Raw genomic sequence first — 14,929 nt, 5'->3', positions numbered from 1 at the left:
GGCTTATGGGAACGTTTTTGGGCTGTTGGCATGCGAATTCACAGCCTCCGCTATGCCGGAGAAAGGGCGTATGCTGGCGAGGTTGCTTGCGTTCGCGGGCGGACCGTGTGCCGGGCGACGGCCCTTGCTTTTCCGGGGATGCGGCAGATCGCTATTTCTCGTTTCTGTTTCGGTCGAGGGTGATGGCCAGGCGGTAGATCGCGGGTTCGGCGACTTCGATCTCTTTTGAGCCGGAGGTGCCTTCGTATTTGGCGGTAATTCGGATTGTGGCGGAGCCTTCGGGTTGGCGAAAGGTAAATTCGCCGCTGATGTTGGTAGTTCCGCTACCGAGTTTTTTGACCGAACCGTCAGAATTTACGCGTTCGATGTCCACCTTGGCGCCGATGACGCTGGTGCCGTCCTTAAAAAATACGCTGCCCTTAACGATCACGAGCGAGCCTTGATCGGGCGAGAGTATGAGTTTGTCACCAAGGTCGCCGATACTGCCGCCTTTTATATTTACCTTGTAGAGAACGCCGCTGGAATAGCCTTTGGCCTCGAAAACTAGATTATAGACCCCCGCTGTAAGGCCATCGATGGTAAATTCGCCTTTCGAATTGGCGGTTGAGGACTTAACGTCTTTGCCGTCTAGGCGGACCGTCACGGTCGCACCGGCAATGCCGCCGCCGCGCGTACTACGGACTTTGCCCTTGATGCCGCCGCTGCTCTGAGCGAGTCCTGAGGCGGCAAAAATCAAAATGGCGGCGAATACCGTCAAAATGCTGAGCGAGGGGCGAAACTGAAATTTACTAACTTTATGCATTGGCAACAGAGTTTGCCGAATCATTGCGATATTCGGCGGCTACATCATTGATGATGTTATCCAGTGTTCGGGTTGGCTGATAGCCGATCAGGCGCTCCGCTTTTTCGAGGTTCGGCACGCGACGCTGCATATCCTCAAAGCCGGCTCCGTAGGCTTCGTCATAGGAAATGAACTTGACCTCACTCGTACTGCCGGTCAGGTCGATGGCCCTCTGTGCCAGCCCAAGGATCGAAACTTCCTCGCTGTTGCCGAGATTGACGACAGTGCCGAAGCACGCCGGAGTCTCGATAAGCTTGGTCAGGCCCTCGATGACGTCGGCAACGTGGCCGAAACAGCGCGACTGGCTGCCGTCGCCGTGGACCTCGATCGTCTCGTTACGCAAGGCAGCGTGGACAAATCGTGGGACGACCATCCCGTATTGTCCGGTCTGACGCGGGCCGACAGTGTTAAAGAGTCGGCAGACGACGACCGGAAGCTGCGTTTCCTTCCAGTGGGCGAGAGCCAGAAACTCGTCAAGCGTCTTGGCACAAGCGTATGCCCAGCGGTGCTTGTCGGTGCCGCCGGTGAGCAGATCGTCATCCTCGCTGAAGGGAATCGTAAGGCCCTTGCCGTAAACTTCGGATGTGCTGGGGATCAGCACTCGTTTGCGGTACCGCGAACAATATTTGAGCACGGCATCGGTACCGTGAAAGATGGTCTCGATCGTCTTGACGGGCTGCTCCATTATGAGGCGGACGCCGACGGCGCTTGCCATATGATAGACGCGGTCGGTGTCGCGGATCAGGCGTTCCATCAGGCCGGCGTTGAGCACCGAGTCGATGATCAGGCGAAAACCGGGTTTGTCTTCTAAATGGGCGATATTTGAATATCGTCCGGTCGAGAGATCGTCGATGACGGTGATCTGATGGCCCTCGGCGATGAGTTTGTCGGAGAGATGGCTGCCGATAAATCCGGCGCCGCCGGTGATGAGTATCTTCATAGTCTTAGTTTGCGAGAGTTCGTTCGAAATATTGTACCGTTTTGAGCAGTCCGTCGCGAAGCGGAACTCTCGGTTCCCAACCCAGCAAAGTCTTGGCGCGTTCTATATTCGGCTTTCGCTGTTTAGGGTCGTCCTGCGGTAGCGGCAGATGTTCGACATCGACAGTCTTGCGCGTTGCCAGGCCGACTTCAGCGGCGAGTTCGTTCATCGTAAATTCGCCGGGATTGCCGATATTGACCGGCATATGGATGTCGTCGCCCTCGGTATTCATTAATCGGACAAAGCCCTCAACGAGGTCGCTGACATAACAAAAGGAACGCGTCTGTGTGCCGTCACCGTAGATGGTCAGCTTTTGTCCGCGGAGAGCCTGGACGATGAAGTTTGACACGACCCGACCGTCATTCTCAAGCATTCGTTCGCCGTAAGTATTGAAAATACGGACTATACGCGTATCGACGCCGCTTTGCCGGTGATAGTCCATCATTAATGTCTCAGCGACACGCTTGCCTTCGTCGTAGCAACTGCGGAGGCCGATCGGATTGACGTTGCCGTTGTAACTCTCGGTCTGCGGATGCTCGAACGGGTCACCGTAAACTTCGCTGGTCGATGCCTGCAGGATACGAGCCTTGACGCGCTTTGCCATCCCGAGCATATTGATCATTCCCATCACGTTGGTCTTGACCGTCTTGATAGGATTGTACTGGTAATGGACCGGGGAAGCGGGACACGCCAGATTGTAGATCTGATCGACCTCGAGCAAGATCGGTTCGGTCACGTCGTGGCGAACCAACTCAAACGCTTTGTTGTCCATCAAGTGGGCGATATTTGCTTTGCGGCCGGTAAAAAAATTGTCGAGGCAAATGACCTCATTGCCTTCGTTCAGCAACCTTTCGCAAAGGTGCGATCCAATAAAACCGGCGCCGCCGGTGACGAGAATTCTCATATTGATTTCACCACAGAGTCACGGAGAACACAGAGCGTAATAACCTACGGTACAAATTCTTGAGAGCGTTCTCGGTGCCCTTTGAGTCTCCGTGGTGAGTAAGTCTTATTTTAAGTTTTTTTCAAAAAAAGCCAAAATGCGTTCGTATTCATCAGTCCAACTCTCGGGGCGGACAAAGCCGTGATTTTCCGACGGATAAAGCATCGTTTCGAAATATCGCGTTTTGCCGAGCCGGATCAGCTTTTCGATCATCTGGACGGAATCCTGAACGTGGACGTTGTCGTCGGACATTCCGTGCAGGATGAGCAGAGGGCGTTCGAGCTTGTCGGCGTATGTTATCGGTGAACTGCGTTTGTACGCCTCGGGATTCTTATCAGGAAATCCTAAGCGTTGTGCGGTGTAACCGGGCGATGACGCGTAGTAATTCCTCCAGTCGAAAACGGGGCGAAGTGCCGCCGCGGCTGCGACCTTGTCGGGGGCGCGCGTGATCAGCATTCCGGCCATAAACCCACCGTAACTCCCGCCGTAAACACCGACCTTGTCCTTATTGACCGCATAGTTTTTGACCATAAAGTCGATCGCATCGACGTGGTCGTCCATATCCTTGCCACCGAGAAAATCGTACACATCGGTTCGCCAATCCCGCCCGTAACCGGCCGAGCCGCGATAGTCGATGTCGAGCACGACATAACCTTTCTGCGTCAGCAGTTGGTTGAACATAAACTCGCGGTAATAGTTGTTCCAGCCATTTATGACGTTCTGCAGATAACCGGCACCGTGGACAAAGACGGCCATCGGATATTTTTTCTTGGAGTCGAAACCCGCGGGGAGATAATACTTCGCCGGGATCTTTTTACCGTCGCGGGACGGAATATCAACAAAATGAGCGACATTCCATTTGCGGGCGGCAAACGCTGAGGGAACGGTGTTGGTCAAGCGTGTGATCGCCTCGCCCTCGCGGCAGTCGGAGCAGACTCGCTGTGAGTAGAGGTCGTCGGGCGTGTCCCATTGCGAAAAGCCGTAGATCAGTGTCGGAACTGCGTTTTTCTCATCCATCTGCGGGCCGGTTTTCATTCCTTTTTCGGCAGATGTCAGTTTCCAGCTTTCGCCTTTCGCGGATTCGTAAATGTAGAACTGACGCTCATCAGCCGATTGCTCGGTCGACGAATACGCAATATCGCCGCCAGCCGTCCACTTTGCCCACTCGACCTGCCAATTGCCTTTGGTCAACTGCTTTACGTTTACATTGGTCGTATAACCGGCATCGGCCGGATTCTCCTGACGAACCGCACCCGACGGATTGGGCTCAGCCGAACGCTTTTCGAGCGTTGCGAGATAAATATGGTTGTAGCCATCCTTTTCGGAGCAGAAAAGTAGCTGGCCGGCATTCGTCGGGTTTGCCTCAATAATAGCCGAGAGCGGAGCCTGCCATTTATCATCAGTCTCGTCTGCGACCGGGATGATCTGTTCGTCCTTGCTGCCCGCGTGAAAGACGTAAAAGAGCTGACGGCGTTTGGTGTCCTTGTCGACGCGATCAACGATCAAACTGCGGTTGTCCGCCGCCCACACCGAGCGGCGAAAATTGCCGACACCTTCCGGTTTAGGCAATTTGACCTCAAAAGGCGTGTCGCGGCTGCCGTCCGTCGGCGTGACAAATAGTTTCTGCTCCGCCCATCCGCGGCGGACCGATCCTGCGGCCGTAAATTCATCCAGATAATTTGGGACGACTAGGGCACGATTTTTCGAAGTATCGGACACCGTGTAGGCGAGCATCGAACCGTCCTTAGAGACCGCAGCACCACCGACACCGATGTATTGAGCAAGATTGGCCTCTTTGGTCAACTGCACCGTCGTTGCGTCCGCAATGTTGAGAATAAATAGGTTACCGCTCTGCTGGTAAAGAATGCGGTTGTTATCGACAAAGCGTGCTCCAACCTCAGCAGTCTGGGTTTTGGTGTAGCGTTTTGGGACCTTTTCGCCAAGCGTCAAAACATACATATCGCCGCCCTGCGAAAACAAGAGCCGCTTGGAGTCGGGCGACCACTCAAAGTTGCCAAGCTGATTTTCGCGGGATTTGACGAAATCGTCTTTGACGATCAGGCCGTAATCGAGTTTGTTAGCCGGTGTCGGCGTGGCCGCAGGCTTAGGCAGATCGCTGACCCGTAAGATCACCTTAGCGTCATTTCTGGCGGTCGAAGACAGATAGAGGTCACGCGGCAGTTTTCCCTCGGCGTTCCAAAGGTAAATGACCAACGTCCCGTCGGGGGAGAGCTTTTCGCCCTCGACCCGCGTGCCCGCGATCGAAGGCTCAGCCATGATCTGCGGCACGGTAAGGGTTTGAGCTTGCACGCCCAAAACAAGAAAAAAGACAAAGGAAAAAAGGGGAAATACTCGTTCGAGACCGCAGTTATATTTCATTGATTATTATTCTTCGTCGAGACTTGCTTCGCGAAGCGCGTATAGAATTTTTAGACCGGGTTGGTCTTTTTCACGTCCGGCTGATTCCTTTGCGGAGATCAAGCCATCGATCGAAAGAATTTGGACATCATAGTCATAGATTTTCCATTTTTCAGATACACGTAAAACATCTTCAAAACCGATCATTGCATTCTGGAGCTTTTCGATTCGTTTTTCCGGAGACAAACGTAGATTCTCAACTATCTGGGTCAGATCGATCCCAAAATCTCGGGCCTCGGCTATTTTGCTGCCGGGCCGCGGGTTGAGAAGTTTCTCTTCCGGTGTTCGTTTCATACCTCTATTTTACGGCAATTCCAATGCTGCCGCACGTTTTTCTGCTTTCTGAGCCTCGGTCAGGCGGCCGTAGTCGTAGATCGCATTTTCCCAGGTGCCGTACATTGCATTGGGCAGGACGATAAAGCGATCGCCGAATTGATCTCGGGCTTTATCGGTCTCGGCAAAGCGGTCAGCGATCGATTTCTTTTCAAATACGTTAGAAAAGTCGTCAAGGTTATCGCCCATCAGCATAACGATGCGAAAAGTTTTGGCAATGGCTGTGCGGCGAGCCTCTTTACCGGATTCGGATGCCCTGAGGATGACGTTATCGTCAGCGATGTCGGTAAGTCCAACCTTTTTTAGATTGTCGATGGTGGCCGGTTTTTGCACTCCATCACGGTTTGATACGTAAAAGATCTTGGCACCCTTGGAGACCGCGTAATTCAAGAAATCAACGGCTCCGGGAATCGCTTTTGCCTTGCGCATATCGCCCCAGGCGTACCAATCTTTAAGGTTGAACGGCGCGTTATTAGCGATACTGTATGCCTGAGCAGGTGAATTATCGAGAATGGTCTCGTCAATGTCCACTACGATAGCACGCGGCATCTTACGCTCGGCTTTAGGCAGTTTCTTGACGTTTTTCTTCTCAAGGGTGGCGTCGAACCGTAGGCGAGCTATATTGAACGCCTGATATGCGAGCGAGCGGTACTCGGCGGCCTTCTGCATATATAGCGTGCCGCCGACCTGGTATTGGAGCACCGCATTCGTCTGCGGCGAGGTGCCCTGCGTCGACGCCGGGATGCCAAGCAGAAAATACGTCGATATCACGGATAGTGTGATCGTTGCGAATGTATTCAGAATTTTCTTTGTTCTCATAATTACCTCTTGTCTGCGCCGGTTGGAAAGATTATAAGTTAGCTATGCCCGAATTGACGAAAACGGAAACGGAAATTGAAGAGACGGATTCGAGTGAAGCGGACCGAACGTGGGAAACCGACCAGCGGAAGCGCAGTTATTACTATGATGATGCGTACGGCTACGAGGCCTACGATCCGGACGCGGAGGCAGACGAAGCAGACGAGGACGGCGAAGAATAAAAAGCGGCAAAGATCACGCAACCTTTGCCGCTTCAGACTCAATATTCGAAAAAGTTCTATTTCTTCGGCCGTTCGTTTGCCTTTAGCACCCGCTTTCGCAGGCGGATAGCCTTCGGCGTGACTTCGATCAACTCATCATCGGCGATGAATTCGAGGGCTCGTTCGAGCGACATTTCACGCTGCGGGACGAGGCGCATAGCTTCGTCGGCGCTGGTCGTACGCATATTCGAGAGCTTTTTCTCTTTGATCGGATTGACGTCGAGATCGACCGCACGGGCATTTTCGCCGACGATCATGCCTTCGTACACCTTGATCTGCGGCTTGACGAACAGCACGCCGCGTTCTTGTAAGTTGTAGAGGGCGTATGTGTTTGTCTCGCCCATACGATCAGAGACGAGCGAGCCGGTCTGACGCGATTTCATCTCGCCCTGATGTTTGTCAAAACGCAGGAAGAGCGTATTGAGCAATCCCGTTCCCTTTGTTTCCGTCAAAAACTCACCACGAAAACCGATCAAACCACGCGACGGCACTTCAAATTCCAAACGCACGCGGCCCGAGCCGTTGTTGACCATCTTGGTCATTTGGCCCTTGCGGCGGCCCATCGCTTCGGTGACTACGCCGATAAATTCGTCAGGTACGTCGATGACGACCAGCTCGATCGGTTCGAGCGTTTGACCCGTTTTCTCGTCCTTTTTGGTGATTACCTCAGGTTTTGAGACCTGAACCTCATAACCTTCGCGGCGCATCATTTCGATGAGAATCGCGAGCTGCAACTCACCGCGGCCTGAAACCTTAAACTGTTCAGCGGCTTCGGTCTGTTCGACACGCAGGGCGACGTTTCCAAGCAATTCACGGTCGAGGCGTTCTTTAATCTGACGAGAAGTGACAAACTTGCCGTCGATGCCCGAAAACGGCGAGGTATTGACACCAAAGATCATCGCGATCGTTGGCTCGTCAACGTTAATAACAGGCAAAGCCTTCGGATTATCGACCGACGTGATCGTCTCGCCGATCTCAATATCGTCAAACCCGGCAAGAGCAACGATCTCGCCGGTGCCTGCTTTGTCCTGGGTCCTACGTTCGAGGCCTTCAAAAACGAAAAGCTCTTTGACACGCGTCTTTTGGATCGAACCGTCACGGCGTGCAACCGCAACTTCCTGATTTTTGGAGATCTCGCCTGAGAAAATACGGCCGATCGCCAAGCGTCCGACAAAAGGATTATAGTCGATATTCGCCACCAGCAATTGTAGTGAGTCGGCGCGAATGGCGTGCGGAGCAGGGATCGTCTCGATGATCTGGTCAAATAGCGGGATTAGATTTTTAGATTCGTCCGTAAGCTGTTTTTTCGCGATGCCGTCGCGCGATATCGAATAAAGAACCGGGAACTCGATCTGGTGGTCATTTGCCCCGAGGTCAATAAACAGGTCGTAGATCTCGTCGAGCACTTCTTCGGGCCGCGAATCCTGACGGTCGATCTTGTTGACCAGAGCGATGCAGGGAAGTTTGAGCTCCAGTGCCTTTCGCAGCACAAAACGCGTCTGCGGCAAACATCCCTCAGCGGCGTCAACGAGCAGCACAATGCCGTCAACCATCTTCAGAACTCGTTCCACCTCACCGCCAAAATCGGCGTGGCCCGGCGTGTCAAGGATGTTGATCTTATAGTCGCCATAGCGGACCGAGGTGTTTTTCGCCATGATCGTGATACCGCGTTCGCGTTCCAGATCCATTGAGTCCATAACGCGATCGACGACCGTCTCGTTGTCGCGATGTGTGCCGGATTGTGCCAACATCGCGTCGACGAGTGTGGTCTTGCCGTGGTCGACGTGAGCGATGATTGCGATGTTGCGAATAAATTCTTTACTGATCATAGTTGTAATCCCGAGCCAAAAAGGAAACGAGTATAATGACTTATTAAAGCCAGAAACGCAAAATGCCTTACTTATAAAGGTTGATCTGTCGTATAGCTTCGTAAAGAACAATGCCGACACTCGTAGAGAGATTGAGACTGCGAACGTTTTGGCTTGCCATAGGGATCGTCAGGCACGAGGCGGCATTTGCGTCTAGTATGCTTTCCGGCAGGCCTCGCGTTTCGGGGCCAAATACAAGGCAATCGCCGTCCTGAAACTGCCAAGAAGAGTAGGGGATATCGGACTTGGTAGTAAGGTAAACAAATCTTGACGTGGGAAGGGCGGCATAGAGTTCGTCGACGTCGATATGGCGGTGCAGGTCGACAAATTCCCAGTAATCCAGCCCCGAGCGCTTGAGCGTGCGGTCGTCCATTCTAAATCCCGTAACGCCGACGATATGCAGCGATGTGTTGGCCGCCGCACAGAGACGTGCAATATTTCCGGTGTTTGGCGGTATTTCCGGTTCGACCAGAGCGACGTGCAACATATCGTAATCTTATGCCGTACCGGGCGTCTCGGCAAAACGCTTATGTGCATCCTTTCGCCGACGAACCTCATCCATTGAAAGTGTTTGGAACCCTTGTCGATGCTGATAAGCTCGTCTTGTGTTACAATCCGTTCTTGCGATTTTTGATCCAAAAACAGGAGACCTATCTGGTGTTGTTGCACGTAAGATCATTATTTCTCTTCACTTTGACCGTTTTGATGGCGACATCCATTGCGTTTAGTCAGGCAACGCCTGACAAAAAGGACGAAGCCACGCCCACGCCCACGCCGCCTCCGCCGTTGGTTACGCGTGATCCGACCAAGCCGGTTACCGCCGAGCAAGTGGTCGAATCTGCGATCGTGTTCTACGGTTTTCCGGCAGGGCGGCCGACGCTTAATCAAATCCGCAAGACCACATTGGAGCGCGGCAAGATGACGGCGGCAAATGCCGAAGGCAAACTCGATGTCGGCACCTATCACCGCTGGATCATACGTGGCGAATCACTCGATAAGGAAAAGGTCCGGATCGATTATGACACGCCGGGATCGAGATTTTCGCTCGTTTATAACGAGGGCAATATCTTTGGAATCTTTAACAATACGGTATTTCCTCCGCGGGCGGACCTTGCCACTTCATTCGAAAATTCGATGTACCGCGGCCTCGAGGGAATGCTGCGTTACAAAGAAAACGAGTCGACGATTGAACTTGCGGGCAAAGAAAAAGTATACGGTGTTGAATTTTATTTTGTTGACGTCACGGACAAAAAGCAGCGTAAAACGCGCTATTATGTCAGCGTTAAATCCTTTCGGGTGATGATGCTAACGTACGAAGAGGGTGGCGTCAGCTATAAGCGTAGGTTTTATAACTACAATTACGCCCAAGGGACTTTGGTGCCATACCGGACGACCCTGACCGCCAACGAAAAGTTGGTCGAAGAGACCGAGATCGGAACGGTCACATTTGGTCAAAAGGTCGACGAAGAGCTTTTCAAACAAACCCGATAATCTTTTTTTGCAACTTTTTAATGGACCGGTTGGTGTTACTCCTTGCAAACGACATTTGCCAAGGAGAACACTTATGAACCGGTCCATTTTTTTGCCAAGGCTGCTGACGTCATTTTTTATGATTGCGATGTTCGCCGCCACGGGACTAGCACAGTCGGACACACGACCAACACCGGACAGAGATCTCGATATTACTCTGCAGGTACTGACCGCAACCACTGATCCGGTCGCAACAAACGACATTCCCGCGAACCTTTTGCCGATCGCAAAGCACCTAAAAGCCGAGCTCAGAATCGCAAATCTTCGCCTCGCAGGCACCTACGTCGGCCGTACTTCGACCAGCGGCGGTTTTGAATACAAAAGCATATCCGAGAGTTTGTTGCCTGTAGCCGACGGCGAACCACCGACATTCTTCGAGTGGTCACTCAACGGTATCCGAATGGGTAGCGGAGGTATTTATGCTCAGTCATTTCGATTTGGCTCACGGATCGCTGTGAAAACGACGGGCCTTGTCGCAGAAAGCGGCAAGTCAGTACCCATATTCAATTATGAGTGGATCGGTCTGAATACCGGTAGGATCGGAATACCCGAAGATCAGCCGATCGTGCTCGGTTCGCTTTCGCTGCCGAAAAATAACTCAACTCTGTTTTTGATACTGACCGTTAGGGCGGCCCGGTAGCTATCTAACGAAATTCGGGGAACTAAATTTCGCCGCCGGCGTGTTATAAAACGAGGGTTAGTTTTGTTTTGATCGTGATTGTATTGTAAAACGTATGAATGTATGGCTCAGGACAATATCGGCTCATTGGACGCGGGGGGATCAAAAAACACCGTGGCTGAAGAGAAATTGTCGGACCACCAACTGATCGAGGCGACCAAGAACGGTGACGAAAATGCGTTTGCCGAGATCGTGGCCCGTTACCGCAATCCGCTAACAAATTACCTCTATAGATTTTTGAACGACTACGAAGAAGCGGTCGATCTCGCACAGGAGACGTTCGTACGGGTTTATTTTGCGATCGACCGTTACCATACGCAATATGCGTTTTCGACCTATGTTTACCGGATCGCGACCAATCTGGCGATCAGCGAGATCAGACGGCGTAAGCGGCGACGACTATTGTCACTGACCGGGCTTTTCCAGTCCGATGAGGACAGTGACGTCGAGTATCAACCGGCCGACACTGCCGCACTGCAGGACTCGCAACTGGTCGATGACGAACGCGACCGGACCATCGCCAAGGCGATCGCGGCACTGCCCGAAAAGTATCGAGTGCCGATCATCCTGAGGGATATCCAGGGCAAATCGTATGATGAGGTCGCTGAGATAATGGGACTTCGGCTCGGGACGACCAAGTCACGGATCAGCCGCGGTAGAGGATTGTTGAAAGAGAAGTTAGAACATTATTTTTAGGTGAGATGAGCAACGAAAATAAAAATTTAGAACGGTTCCCCGATCTGTCTGACGACGAGAAACGAGTCTCCGATCTGCTAGGCACACTCAAGCAGGTCGAAGCTCCGGGGGATTTTGACGTTCGCGTCAGAGCCAGGATCGCTCAGGGCCGGCCGTCGTCGTCTGCGGCGACGTGGATGCCATCGTGGGCCCGATACGCTGTTCCATTGGTGCTAGCGGCCGCGATCGGCGGATACGTTGCTGTGGATAGATATACGCGACCGGTTGAAACCGGCGATCCGGACTTAGCCCGAACAGCGGTTGCCGAAACGCCGCTGCCGCCGCCTGCGAATTCGGTTGAGATATCTAACACCGTTGCAGCCATCCTACCGACTGAGTCGCGGGCCAATAATCTTCCGCCAAAGTCTAATACGGCATTGCCCAAGCCAACGGAAACTCTGTCGGGCCGTGACGCGGATACGTCCGGTGGCGGGTCATTTGTCGAGGCGGTCAGACCGGGAAAGCGAATATTGCCGAGGGGCATCGACCCCAACGCCGCACAACCCATTCGGCCGCGTGACTTTGATACAAACACAAAGATCCCGGTTGACGAAGTCCTTACGGTCATCGGCGTAAAGGCCCGATATCAAGCGTCAAATTGGACTGTCGAATCGGTGGCTGACCACAGCAAGGCGGGCGATGCCGGCATTCTGCCCGGCGACGTGATCGAAACGATCAATGATCAGACACTTGTCGAAAAAACGACATTTAGCGGCAAATTTGTCGGACGCTCGATCAAGGTCAGACGAGCGGGCAAGACCGTCGTCATCGACCTGATCCGGAAATAAACCGCTAGGGCTTGGGAGTGTCGTTGACAGTCGCGTCCTTGACCTCGGTCTGGAATTGCCGATAGTCATAAGATCGGATCAACTGATTGACCTCGATCCCCTTTACCAGCAGTACGCGAACAGATAGGTTGATATCGGCCTGGCTGGGTAGCCAGATCTCGTTGTTCACGCGTTCCTGTTCGAGTGTGAACGACGCTCCCTTTCGCAATTTTGCCAGCACACCGCCGCCGACCTTAAAGCTGTCGGCAAGCACCGCCTCAAGGCGAGCGACCTGCTTGTCCTTTTCGTCGATCCACATTACGCCCGCAGTCTTGCCAAAAAATTTGAGCATACTCTTGGCGTTCTTGAAGTCGAAATTGGGGTCGGGCTCAAAATCGAACACGATCACATCCCGTCCGCGAAACCGCTCACGGCGCGGATTGGTCAATTTTGACGCCCTGAGCACCTCGGCGGTAGAAATACGCCGGCTTTCTTCGGACGGTGCGCCGTTGGAACCCTGTTTGCCCATCTTTGCGTCCTGTTTTGCGATCTCGCGTTCGATCTCTTCGACGCGTTTGCCCGCCTCTTTATCCTCATCAGCCTGTTCCTTTATATTTAAGGCCCGACCATTCTTTTCGATCAGACGGCGGATCCGATTGCCCTTATAGAATGAAAGCTGGTAGGTTTCCGAGCCCGTCTCACGCAGAACGCCGTCTTTTCCGAGTTCGCGTTTGATGCTCTTTTGCGTGTACGAGTAGCTGTCGAGCAATTCCTCGACCCTATCTTCGTTAGATCTGAGATCATCCAAAAGAGCCTTGATATCCGGCAGCGGTGCACCGGAAATGGTGGGGAAATCAAATTCGGCCCTATCGATCGGGCGATTGACGGCGATGTCGGCCAGCGTGATCTCGAAGGCCTCGCCGCCCGATGAAAGCTTCATTTCGAATGGCTGCATCGTGCCGCTGACCGCTCGATAATCGCTATAATCCGTCGTCTCGATCGCGTCACCCGCGGGCATTTCGTCGCGGAGCAAAAGGCCGGACAATGCATCGAAATACAGCTTTATATTGAGGCCTTTGGCGGTCGTGATGTTAACGACATTAACCTGCTTGCCGCCCACGCTCGAGCGTCCGCCACTGACGATCTTAGATTTTTCTTTCTTGGCGTTAAGCCAGAGGCTACCGCGAAATGCCGCTTTTGCCTGAAATTCAACGCTCGCGACCCCGGTCAGAGTTTGCAGGCCGTCACGCGAATTTCGCTTCCACCCGGAACGACCGTTTGAGCCTGATTCGATCTCAAAGCCGTCGAGGTCGTATGCGATATTCAGCAGATTCGGCTGGGCTGATCGATAAATGTATTTGCCGCTGACACCATCGGAGACGCGTTTGATCGTGCCGGTACGCGTGGTCGTGCTAACCGCCAGAAGTGTTTTTCGACTGCCCAGAGCCTTTTCGGCCTGCTTGAGCACGGCGGACGTAGATTGTGCGGACGCCGCGACGGAAAGTAGTACGGCGAGCGAGAACGATATTAAAAATTTCATTTATCAGTACGACGCGGCGTCAAAAATAAGCCGAAGAAATATAGAGCGATCGCAAAAAATTGGAGATATCCGGTACCCGCCGAATATCGCGGCAGATCAAGCAGCCAGGTAAAGGCTTCTTTCGCCGGGTCCTGGATCAATCGTTGTAGCCAACCGGCATCACCGGTCGCGGTAAGATTAGCGAGTACCAAATACTTTGCAATAAACGCTATGGCAAATAGGCCGCCGAGGCTTCGCAAAAGCTTTTTGGTGTCAAGATCTAGGAAAAGGTTGTTCCAAATAGTCCACAAAAAGCAAAATCCGATCACCCAAAACGGCAATCCCTTTTCCGGTATCAGCGAATTGAAGATCTGCACGGTTGCCGCAAACATCGTCACCAAAACACCGCCGTTGGCTATATTTTGCAGCGTCGGAATATCATCGGAAAACCAACCGCTGAGATCAATCAGTCCGGCCCGGATGATCAAGATCATCAGAGCCGACGCAAAAATGAGGCAGATCAGGGCGGGCTTCAGAAATACAAATGCACTGTCGACCGCCCCCAGTCGAAGTCCGCCGAGCAGCGTGACCGCCAAAAACAGTATCGGCAGAAAGACGTAGATCTTCATCGCCGAGGGGCGAACCGCCAGTGGCGAACGACGCGCGACGACAATCGTATGGACGTCGTCGGATTCGCCTATGAGTGTGGCAGCGTCTATGTCCGGTTGGTCGTCGTGCATTATTTTCGCTCCCGCATAAGCTTTAACGGATTTAGGTCTGATGGCGTGAGTTTTAGGCCTTCGTCAAATTCCAACTTTAATTCGATAGCGGTCTTTAAGCCCAAAGCGGCGTCAGACGACCTAAAATTCGGGTCAATGCTGACAACGCGGTTTGCGGCCGAAAGGCCCTGGGAAAAAAGAGCATCGTCATTCGAAAACCGGCCCCAACCTTGCCGGTAAAAGCTGTACGCAATATAAAACTGTGTCGCCGCATCGCGTTTTTCGGGATCGGCACGATCAAGTGCGGCACGCGCTCCGGCAAAGTCTTCCGTACGAAATGCCATCACGCCGTGTTCGAATTCGGCCTTATCGATGCTGTACGTCCCGATCGCGACTTGCCCCTTGGTCGACACCTCCGCCAGCGATCTAGGCTCGGTCCAGTATAGAAAGGCAACAAGCACCAAGCCACAGATGACGATCGCGAAGCTTGAAATGTGGATATACTTTTCTTTCATTGGT

Annotated in this window: 16 protein-coding genes; 5 read left to right on the top strand and 11 right to left on the bottom strand. The window is 52.9% G+C overall.

Annotated elements, in window-relative coordinates; all coding sequences use genetic code 11:
• Positions 1-151: 151 nt before the first annotated feature.
• From IPQ00_08940 to IPQ00_08915, 6 genes are all read right to left on the bottom strand, one after another.
• Positions 152-802, bottom strand: coding sequence for a carboxypeptidase regulatory-like domain-containing protein (locus IPQ00_08940; GenBank protein ID MBL0240684.1), 651 nt, complete (start codon positions 800-802; stop codon positions 152-154).
• Entirely contained in the window at positions 795-1,781 is a 987-nt protein-coding gene (locus tag IPQ00_08935) for a GDP-mannose 4,6-dehydratase (GenBank protein ID MBL0240683.1), read from the bottom strand. Before IPQ00_08935 ends, IPQ00_08940 begins: the two co-directional genes overlap by 8 nt.
• A 4-nt stretch (positions 1,782-1,785) precedes the next feature.
• Entirely contained in the window at positions 1,786-2,724 is a 939-nt protein-coding gene (locus IPQ00_08930; protein MBL0240682.1) for an SDR family oxidoreductase, read from the bottom strand.
• Positions 2,725-2,829: 105 nt separating this feature from the next.
• Entirely contained in the window at positions 2,830-5,142 is a 2,313-nt protein-coding gene (locus IPQ00_08925) for a S9 family peptidase (GenBank protein ID MBL0240681.1), read from the bottom strand.
• A 6-nt stretch (positions 5,143-5,148) separates the two neighbouring features.
• The gene (locus tag IPQ00_08920; protein MBL0240680.1) at positions 5,149-5,475 is read right to left on the bottom strand and encodes a hypothetical protein; all 327 of its coding nucleotides are present in this window, start codon (positions 5,473-5,475) and stop codon (positions 5,149-5,151) included.
• Between the two features lie 9 nt (positions 5,476-5,484).
• Positions 5,485-6,333 (bottom strand): 5'-nucleotidase, lipoprotein e(P4) family, encoded by an 849-nt coding sequence (locus IPQ00_08915; GenBank protein ID MBL0240679.1) that lies wholly within the window; start codon positions 6,331-6,333, stop codon positions 5,485-5,487.
• 44 nt (positions 6,334-6,377) lie between these two features.
• Between IPQ00_08915 and IPQ00_08910 the strand changes: the two genes are divergently transcribed.
• Positions 6,378-6,554, top strand: a complete 177-nt coding sequence (locus IPQ00_08910; GenBank protein ID MBL0240678.1) for a hypothetical protein — start codon at positions 6,378-6,380, stop codon at positions 6,552-6,554.
• 56 nt (positions 6,555-6,610) lie between these two features.
• On the opposite strand, the gene typA is transcribed toward IPQ00_08910, so the two are convergent.
• Together typA and IPQ00_08900 are read right to left on the bottom strand one after the other, a co-directional pair.
• Positions 6,611-8,422 carry a translational GTPase TypA gene (typA, locus tag IPQ00_08905; GenBank protein MBL0240677.1) on the bottom strand — a complete coding sequence of 604 codons (1,812 nt, stop codon included), beginning with the start codon at positions 8,420-8,422 and terminating at the stop codon, positions 6,611-6,613.
• A gap of 67 nt (positions 8,423-8,489) precedes the next feature.
• Entirely contained in the window at positions 8,490-8,948 is a 459-nt protein-coding gene (locus IPQ00_08900; protein MBL0240676.1) for a tRNA (cytidine(34)-2'-O)-methyltransferase, read from the bottom strand.
• 11 nt (positions 8,949-8,959) lie between these two features.
• Here IPQ00_08900 and IPQ00_08895 point away from each other — a divergent pair, with 11 nt between their 5' ends.
• The 4 genes from IPQ00_08895 to IPQ00_08880 all read left to right on the top strand — a co-directional run bounded on the left by IPQ00_08895 (position 8,960) and on the right by IPQ00_08880 (position 12,193).
• Positions 8,960-9,952, top strand: coding sequence for a hypothetical protein (locus IPQ00_08895; GenBank protein ID MBL0240675.1), 993 nt, complete (start codon positions 8,960-8,962; stop codon positions 9,950-9,952).
• Positions 9,953-10,025: 73 nt separating this feature from the next.
• Positions 10,026-10,631 (top strand): hypothetical protein, encoded by a 606-nt coding sequence (locus tag IPQ00_08890; GenBank protein ID MBL0240674.1) that lies wholly within the window; start codon positions 10,026-10,028, stop codon positions 10,629-10,631.
• A gap of 102 nt (positions 10,632-10,733) precedes the next feature.
• Positions 10,734-11,366, top strand: a complete 633-nt coding sequence (locus IPQ00_08885; protein MBL0240673.1) for a sigma-70 family RNA polymerase sigma factor — start codon at positions 10,734-10,736, stop codon at positions 11,364-11,366.
• 5 nt (positions 11,367-11,371) lie between these two features.
• Positions 11,372-12,193: a hypothetical protein gene (locus IPQ00_08880; protein ID MBL0240672.1), complete on the top strand. Its 822-nt coding sequence runs from the start codon at positions 11,372-11,374 to the stop codon at positions 12,191-12,193.
• Between the two features lie 4 nt (positions 12,194-12,197).
• On the opposite strand, the gene IPQ00_08875 is transcribed toward IPQ00_08880, so the two are convergent.
• From IPQ00_08875 to IPQ00_08865, 3 genes are read right to left on the bottom strand one after another with little or no spacing between them, the layout of a single operon-like run.
• On the bottom strand, positions 12,198-13,712 hold the full coding sequence (locus IPQ00_08875) for a hypothetical protein (GenBank protein ID MBL0240671.1): 1,515 nt from the start codon (positions 13,710-13,712) through the stop codon (positions 12,198-12,200).
• Positions 13,709-14,431 (bottom strand): hypothetical protein, encoded by a 723-nt coding sequence (locus IPQ00_08870; GenBank protein MBL0240670.1) that lies wholly within the window; start codon positions 14,429-14,431, stop codon positions 13,709-13,711. Before IPQ00_08870 ends, IPQ00_08875 begins: the two co-directional genes overlap by 4 nt.
• Positions 14,431-14,925, bottom strand: coding sequence for a hypothetical protein (locus IPQ00_08865; protein ID MBL0240669.1), 495 nt, complete (start codon positions 14,923-14,925; stop codon positions 14,431-14,433). Before IPQ00_08865 ends, IPQ00_08870 begins: the two co-directional genes overlap by 1 nt.
• Positions 14,926-14,929: the final 4 nt, after the last annotated feature.

This window comes from Chloracidobacterium sp. (assembly GCA_016720705.1).
Taxonomy (GTDB): Bacteria; Acidobacteriota; Blastocatellia; order Pyrinomonadales; family Pyrinomonadaceae; genus OLB17.
Note: the sequence above shows the minus strand (reverse complement) of the source record. Positions and strands in the feature narration are given on the sequence as shown.